The 295-nt window shown below is 71.2% G+C and carries 1 protein-coding gene; it reads left to right on the top strand.

Translation table 11 applies throughout. The features are described from left to right. A partial coding sequence (locus HX774_RS18715; RefSeq protein ID WP_255500554.1) for a glutamate--tRNA ligase family protein occupies positions 1 to 295 on the top strand: 295 nt, incomplete at both ends.

Genomic DNA, 295 nt, shown 5'->3' with positions numbered 1-295 from the left:
TCGCTGGACCGCGCGCGTGAAGCCCTGGGCGACGCGGCATGGAACAGCCTGTCCTTCATCGAGGAGGGCGTCGGTCCCGATGGCGAAACCGGACTCGTCCGCGCCCGGCCCGAGACGGCGGGCGACGTGGTGCTGGCGCGCAAGGACGCCGGCACGGCCTACCACCTCGCCGTCACCCACGACGACGCCCTGCAAGAGATCACCCATGTCGTGCGCGGACAGGACCTGTTCGAGGCCGCCCATATCCAGCGCCTGATCCAGACCCTGATGGGCTGGCCCGCGCCCGTCTACCGCC

Source organism: Brevundimonas sp. P7753 (genome assembly GCF_013386595.1).
Classification (GTDB): Bacteria; Pseudomonadota; Alphaproteobacteria; order Caulobacterales; family Caulobacteraceae; genus Brevundimonas; species Brevundimonas bullata.
The sequence above is the reverse complement of the archived record's forward strand: the minus strand, read 5'-3'. Positions and strand labels throughout refer to the sequence as shown.